7 protein-coding genes are annotated in these 7,043 nt (G+C 42.9%); 2 read left to right on the plus strand and 5 right to left on the minus strand.

Going from position 1 to position 7,043, the window contains the following annotated elements; translation table 11 throughout:
* The first annotated feature begins 276 nt into the window (after positions 1–276).
* Positions 277–1,023, plus strand: coding sequence for an MgtC/SapB family protein (locus HMPREF9078_RS08585; protein ID WP_009420312.1), 747 nt, complete (start codon positions 277–279; stop codon positions 1,021–1,023).
* A 12-nt stretch (positions 1,024–1,035) separates the two neighbouring features.
* Positions 1,036–2,088: an FAD-binding oxidoreductase gene (locus HMPREF9078_RS08590; protein WP_009420313.1), complete on the plus strand. Its 1,053-nt coding sequence runs from the start codon at positions 1,036–1,038 to the stop codon at positions 2,086–2,088.
* Positions 2,089–2,148: 60 nt separating this feature from the next.
* On the opposite strand, the gene purD is transcribed toward HMPREF9078_RS08590, so the two are convergent.
* The 5 genes from purD to HMPREF9078_RS08615 all read right to left on the minus strand — a co-directional run bounded on the left by purD (position 2,149) and on the right by HMPREF9078_RS08615 (position 6,933).
* On the minus strand, positions 2,149–3,420 hold the full coding sequence (gene purD / locus HMPREF9078_RS08595) for a phosphoribosylamine--glycine ligase (protein ID WP_009420314.1): 1,272 nt from the start codon (positions 3,418–3,420) through the stop codon (positions 2,149–2,151).
* 100 nt (positions 3,421–3,520) lie between these two features.
* Complete coding sequence (gene nadE / locus HMPREF9078_RS08600; RefSeq protein WP_009420315.1) at positions 3,521–4,291, minus strand: NAD(+) synthase; 771 nt, start codon at positions 4,289–4,291, stop codon at positions 3,521–3,523.
* 75 nt (positions 4,292–4,366) lie between these two features.
* On the minus strand, positions 4,367–5,044 hold the full coding sequence (gene radC / locus HMPREF9078_RS08605; RefSeq protein WP_009420316.1) for a DNA repair protein RadC: 678 nt from the start codon (positions 5,042–5,044) through the stop codon (positions 4,367–4,369).
* Between the two features lie 25 nt (positions 5,045–5,069).
* Positions 5,070–5,837, minus strand: a complete 768-nt coding sequence (locus tag HMPREF9078_RS08610; RefSeq protein ID WP_157453572.1) for a hypothetical protein — start codon at positions 5,835–5,837, stop codon at positions 5,070–5,072.
* A gap of 118 nt (positions 5,838–5,955) precedes the next feature.
* Complete coding sequence (locus tag HMPREF9078_RS08615) at positions 5,956–6,933, minus strand: bile acid:sodium symporter family protein (RefSeq protein ID WP_009420318.1); 978 nt, start codon at positions 6,931–6,933, stop codon at positions 5,956–5,958.
* Positions 6,934–7,043 lie beyond the last annotated feature (110 nt).

Genomic DNA, 7,043 nt, shown 5'->3' on the forward strand with positions numbered 1-7,043 from the left:
TCTCCCAAGGAGAGGGGGAATGTAGGGACGGAAAGGTAGTGCGAGCCACTAACTTTGCCAAAGTATAAAACTTTGGCAAAGTGTTATGACGCATAGACACTAGGGGATAACATCTCCTTATTCACTTACTTCGCTATCGTGAACAACCTTTTAAAGGGGGAATGTGGTGAAGGGTAGATAATAAAAAAGTTAATAACAATTTTTGGATTAAGAAAGGGAAGGGACTGACTGAGGAAACTCAGATAGTCCCTTTACCGCTCATTATATGATTAGATTATGAACGAGCTTTTAAACGATTTTTCTAATACACACTTCGTAGGAGAACTCTCCCTTGGGGTGGTGTGCTTCCGCTTGCTTTTAGCAATAATCTTTGGCGGATTGGTAGGCTTTGAACGAGAACGCAAGCACAAGCCCGCTGGTTTTCGCACGTATATACTCGTGTGCTTTGGCTCTGCGGTAGTTTCGATGATTCAAGACCAATTACGCGTTAGTCTTATTGACTTTAACGCACATTTTCCTGAACTGGCAGCTCTTTTCAAAAGCGATTTAGGGCGTTTGGGTGCGCAGGTGATTAGCGGGATAGGCTTTTTGGGGGCTGGTAGCATTATTAAAGAACGCGGAGAAAGTATTGCCGGAATGACTACCGCAGCGGGTATCTGGGCTACGGGTTGCGTAGGCTTGGGTATTGGTTGGGGTTTTTACAATATCGCTGTGGTGGCTATCGCTTTTATGCTTATCATTATGATATTCCTCAAAAGAGTGGAATCACAGCTCATTAAGAGAAATTTTGTAGGAGTTTTTCAGGTTACTTATGAGGAAGAAGAATTAAATGTGGCTGAAACTATAGAAATCTGCTCGGCTATCTTCCGACGCAAGTCGATGAGCATAACAAAAGTAGAAAAGGACGTCGAAAATCACACGCTTACCTTTACGATTGCTACCGCTGATGTTTTGAGTATAGGCAGCGTGGTGAGTTTGCTTTCGGCTAAAGAAGGGATTGCGGCAGTTTCGCAAATACAGTAAGAGCACTTCGGTATGTACGATTTTATTATTATAGGCGGAGGCTTAGCAGGTGTTACTTTTGCTAACTTTTTGGAAAAACACGGCAAGAGCTTTTGTTTGATAGCCGACCGCTCACAAGTAGCTAGTTTGATTGCGGGAGGAGTGTATAATCCGGTAGTTTTAAAGCGATTTACTCCCATATGGCGAGCCGAAGAGGTAATGAATATTATTGAGCCGTTTTATATCGAAATAGAGGCTAAAACAGGCGTTTCTTTTCATATATCAATGCCTGTGCTCCGAAAGTTTGCTTCGGTAGAAGAACAAAACAACTGGTTCACTGCTGCTGACCAACCTTTGCTTTCGGGTTATCTCAGCACTACATTAGTACCCGAAACCAATCCCGCAGTACCAGCTCCTTTTCTTTTTGGAGAAGTAATGCGTACTGGGAGAGTGGAAGTGAAGAAGTACTTATCGGAATGCCTCAGGCACTGGCAGGAAGAAGGAGTTTATCACGCTAAGACTTTCGATTATGAAGCACTTGAGATTTGCGATACACACGTGGTATATAGGGGAGTGGAAGCCCGCAACATCGTGTTTTGTGAGGGCTGTGGCATTAGTAAAAACCCTTATTTCAGTTCTTTGCCAATGCGCCCTTGTAAAGGTGAGACCCTTACCTTTTACGCTCCCGATTTACAGTTGCACACTATCCTAAAAAGTGATGGTAGTATCATTCCGTTAGGGGGAGATACTTATATTATGGGAGCAACTTATGACCCCGAAGACCTTACAGATACTATTACAGAGGGAGCTCGCAAAGAACTATTAGAGAAACTGCGCAAGATGGTGCGTTGTTCTTTTGAAATTATCTCACACCAAGCGGCTTTACGCCCCACGGTAGCTGATAGGAGACCTTTAATAGGAAGCCACCCGTTGTATCCTCATCTTTGGGTACTGAACGGCTTAGGGACAAGGGGAGTGCTCAATGCACCCTTCTGTGCTAAGATACTTTATGAAGCGGTGTACGAAGAGAAAGAGATTCCTAAAGAGATGAACATAGCGCGTTTCGCTAAACGACTTAGAAAATAAAAAATAAGGAAGAGTTGCAGAACACAACTCTTCCTTATTTTTTCTTAATACTTAACCTTTTTAAAGGTCTTTCCCAATGTCTTTTCGCCAGTAAGCACCTTCAAACTGTATCTTACTGATATTATCGTAAGAGCGTTGTAAGGCTTCTTTGAAATCATCACCAAGCGAAGTAATGGCGAGTACGCGACCACCAGCGGTGAGGAGTTTGCCGTCCTTCAAAGCAGTGCCTGCGTGATATACAGTGCTACCAACAGCTTTTTCAGTGCCTATAATCTCTTTCCCTTTCTCATAATCCTCAGGATATCCACCTGATACCATTACCACCGTAGTAGCACTCTGCGGGGTTACTTTCAGCTCTTGTGAAGCCAAAGTGCCGTTGTAAAGTGATTGGAAAAGCGGAATGAGGTCGCTTTCTATACGGGGGAGAACAGCTTCGGTTTCGGGGTCTCCCATACGCACATTGTATTCTATCACGTAAGGCTCGCCGTCTACTTTTATGAGTCCGATGAATACAAAGCCTTTATATACAATGCCTTCCTTGTGCAATCCTGCAATAGTAGGTTTTACGATGCACTCTTCAATCTTCTGCATAAAGGCTACATCGGCGAAAGGCACGGGCGAAACAGCCCCCATACCGCCAGTGTTAAGCCCTGTATCACCTTCACCTATGCGCTTATAGTCTTTGGCGGTAGGCAATATCTTATAGTCTACCCCATCGGTGAGGACAAAACAACTGAGCTCAATGCCTTCGAGGAATTCTTCAATCACCACCTTAGTACTTGCTTTCCCAAATTTTTCGTTGATGAGCATACGGCGCAATTCGGCTTGGGCTTCTGTTAAGTTATCTAAGATAACAACTCCTTTACCGGCAGCCAAACCATCGGCTTTGAGTACATAAGGGGCTTTCATCGTGCTGAGGAAAGCGCAACCTTCTTCCACTGTATCCTTGGTAAAGCTCGCATATTTAGCCGTGGGAATGTTATGTCGTACCATAAACTCTTTGGCGAACTCTTTACTCCCTTCGAGGGTAGCGCCTTGCTGTGAGGGACCTATCACTTGCACGTGGGCAAGGGCAGGGTCGGCAGTAAAGAAATCGTACACTCCTTGCACTAAGGGGTCTTCGGGACCTACCACTACCATTGCAATCTGTTTTTCGAGTACAAAGGCTTTCAGCGCTGGGAAGTCGGTAGGGCTGATAGCCAGATTGGTAGCTACGGTATGGGTGCCTCCATTACCAGGGGCAATATACAAGGTGTCGCATAGCGGACTTTGGTGTAGTTTTACGGCAAAGGCGTGTTCGCGACCGCCAGAGCCAAGGATAAGTATATTCATTTTGTTAATTTGGTGCGAGCCGCACAGGCATATAATCTATCAATTTGTCAATGTGTCGATTTGTCAATTAAATAGCACCGCTACTCATTTGCTAATTTTCTCACTTGCTAATTTTACAATACGGTATGGGTTGCATTTTGTGTTGGTTAGCACGGTTGAGGCGGGTATATATCTCGAATACTTCACGCTCTCTACCCCTAAATTCCTCAGCTTTTTTGCCTTGCTCGGTTTGTAGCATTGCCCATTCAAGCTCATCGTAAGTAGCTTTCAGTTGGTCTTCATCGCTACGGTCGTCGCCAAAAAGCCCGTCGGAAGGTTTTGCTTTGAGAATGCTTTTTGGGATATGCAGATACTCACCGAGTTTGTACACTTCACTCTTCATCAGGTCGGCTATGGGGCTTATATCTACCCCACCATCGCCATATTTGGTAAAGAACCCTACTCCAAAATCTTCAATCTTATTGCCCGTGCCTACTACTATATAGCCTTCGAGTCCTGCAAAATAGTAAAGAGTCGTCATTCTTAGGCGTGCACGAGTGTTGGCAAGTGCCATTTCGTAAGTAGATTTATCAGTAGAGGGTATTTGTGCCACAAATTGGTCGAATACAGGAGTGAGGTCTACCTGCAGGTCGCTCACATTAGGATAATGTGCTTTGAGAAACTCTATATGCTCCTCAGCGCGGCTGACGTGGCTTTCAGCTTGATGAATAGGCATTTCGAGGCAGAGAGTAGGTAAGCCCGTACGCGCACAAAGGGTAGAGACGACTGCCGAGTCTACTCCTCCCGATACGCCTATCACTAAACCCTTTACACGAGCGTTCTCGGCGTAGGTCTTTATCCAATTAATTATTTGAGAAGCTATATTTTCCATTATATTGAAGTGTTTAACTCTTATGGCGACAAAAATACTACATAATTACCAAATCAGCAAATTTATCATTCACCATTAGAAAAGCCTCTCGTCCAAAAGACTCAAATACTCTTTTTCGGTAACGATTACGTGGTCTAAGAGTTTGATGTCTAACATTTCTCCTGCTGTTTTTACTCTCTGGGTGAGTTCGATATCTTCTTTGCTGGGGGTGATGTTACCCGAAGGGTGGTTGTGCACTAATATCAACGCAATAGCACCTTGCTCCAACGCTGTTTTGAAGAGCAGTCGCACGTCTACGGTAGTATGGGTAATCCCTCCTGAAAAAAGTCGTGCTTTGTGTATCACACGGTTGGTGCTATTGAGGTAGAGTACCCAAAATTCCTCGTGGGGCAACTCGCCTATGAGAGGTTGCATTAGGACAAAAACGTTATGAGCTACCTCTATTTTAGGCTGTGGTTCGGGGGTTTCGGCAGCGCGTCGTCTGCCCATTTCGGTAGCGGCGAGAATGGTAATCGCTTTTGCCTGCCCAATACCTTTGAAGGCTTGTAGTTGTTGCAAGCTCTGTTTGCCCAAAGTCGTCAAGCTATTATTCACCGAAGCCAAAATGCGCCTACTCAGCTCCACAGCACTCTCATCCGCCGACCCCGAGCCTAATAGTATCGCCAAAAGCTCGGCATTGCTAAGGGCTGTTTTACCCTGCGAAATCATCTTCTCACGCGGTTTATCGGTATCCGCCCAGTTTTTGATAGTCATAATTTAGTTAGGTTTTTAGGTTGTTTTAATAATAGTCTATGATTCTCTTTTTTGTAGTTGTGAGTTTACCGTCTTCGTATTCCTTGACGACAATGGCACTGCCTTGGGCATCGTATTCATACTCGTAAGTAGTAGTAACTGTATAAGTAGCATACTTCTGTTCACGTTTTTCTAAATAGCCCTTGCTGTTGTAGGTATATGTAGAGGTTAAAAAAAGCTCATTTTCGCTGCCTATGTAAAACTCTCCTTTAATGACTTGTCCTTTTTTGTTATAGGTTAGTACATTTTTCTGTTTACTTCCGTTCTTGTGTTCAATATTTATTTCAGTCTTTAGATTAGTATGGTCATAAGTGTAGTTCATTACAATCTTTTCGTCATCTTTTTTATAAACATCTGTTCGGGTAAGCTCTAAGCCTTCTGGGTTTAGCTTACTTATGCTTTGGTATAGGATATCTCCTTCGCTGTTGTAAGCGGTTGTTTTCACTTCGTCAGCAGAGCGAGTAACATATATATTTCTGGGCGTCTGTTCAGCCTTGTCATCATCAGGAGGGGTTAAGTGAATCGCTTCAGTATAATAGCCTTTTTCATCAAAAGTATACAATACTGAATCAGAGGCTTTGGTTTTCTCTTCAAAATAAACTCTATCAACATTGCCGTAGTAATAGGTTAGTTCGAGCATTTGTTTTACTTTGCCGTGCAATTGGTTTTCTTCTAAATCTGTAGAAGGTTTAATGTGTGTTTTACAGCCTACAAAGGCTATTAAAATCATTGAGATAATTACTGTTCTTCTCATAAGGGTTAGTTTTTAGTTATTAGAGAGTATTGGATAAACTTCGGGTATAGTTCATTTCTTGATATTTCTTGTTGTTACTCACATACCCAGTTGTGAGCCCTCGCTGGCTTTACCTTAATTATCTATTACCTATCCTATTCGCCAACCAGCTCACATAAAACAGCTGAAAGCTATGATAAAGCATTATCGGCAAGAGGAACATCACTTTGTTATCGTCGGGAATACCCAATACCATCATAAATAAACTCCCGTGTACTAACGATTTCTTCGAGCCACAAAAAGTAGTAGTAATTGTATCTTCGCGGTTAAAGTGCAAACGGTACGACGCCCATTGCAAGAGATAGTATACAATGAAAAACATACCCACCACTGCTACTGCGATAATCGCAAAAGTAATCGGTGGGACACTGCCAAATATACGGTTTACAAAAGCGGTCGAAAAGCTCTCGTAGACAATCAGCAAGATAATAAGCCTATCAAACTTGCCTATCAGTTTGCCGTAACGCTCTATAAACTTCTTGCACAGCGGATTGAGCAAGAGCCCTAATACTATCGGCAACAGCACTTTTAATAATAATTGCTGTATAATTGCTACTTGGTCTACTGCCCCACCACTACTGCTTTCCATAAAAGGGTGCATTAGCATAGGGGTAGCAAAAATACCTATGAGCCCCGAGATAGAAGCGTTGAAAATCGCTGAGGGCACGTTCCCTTTTGCGATAGACACCATCACTACCGATGACGATACGGTAGACGGCAAGCAAGCCAAAAAGTATATCGAAAGCCACAACACGTAGAATTCTGTGCCCTGTGCTATCTTGTAAAAAGGCATTACCAAGAGCGGAAACAGCACAAAGGTAGCTATTTGTACCAGCAAGTGTAGCTTCCAGTTCTTAACGTCGTTCAGCACTTCTCGCAAGTTCAGTTTGAGTCCGTAGAGCAGGAAGATAATCACAATCCCCCAATCGATAAAGGTTCCTAAATTAAAGTATGCGTTATAGCTTTCTCGATAAGGAATAAGGTAGCCCATAAGTACCATTAGTACCAAGAGCCACAAGAATGCGTTTTTAACAAAAAATTTGTGTAAGTTTGTCATTTGCTTTCGTTTTAACTATTGTTTTAGTTCCCGTAAAAAACTGATATTTAAATATTTATACACCCTTTCTATACCCATCTTCCAAGATTCGTATAAGCTTCCTATAAGCT

Source organism: Capnocytophaga sp. oral taxon 380 str. F0488, from assembly GCF_000318255.2.
GTDB classification, from domain to species: Bacteria; Bacteroidota; Bacteroidia; order Flavobacteriales; family Flavobacteriaceae; genus Capnocytophaga; species Capnocytophaga ochracea.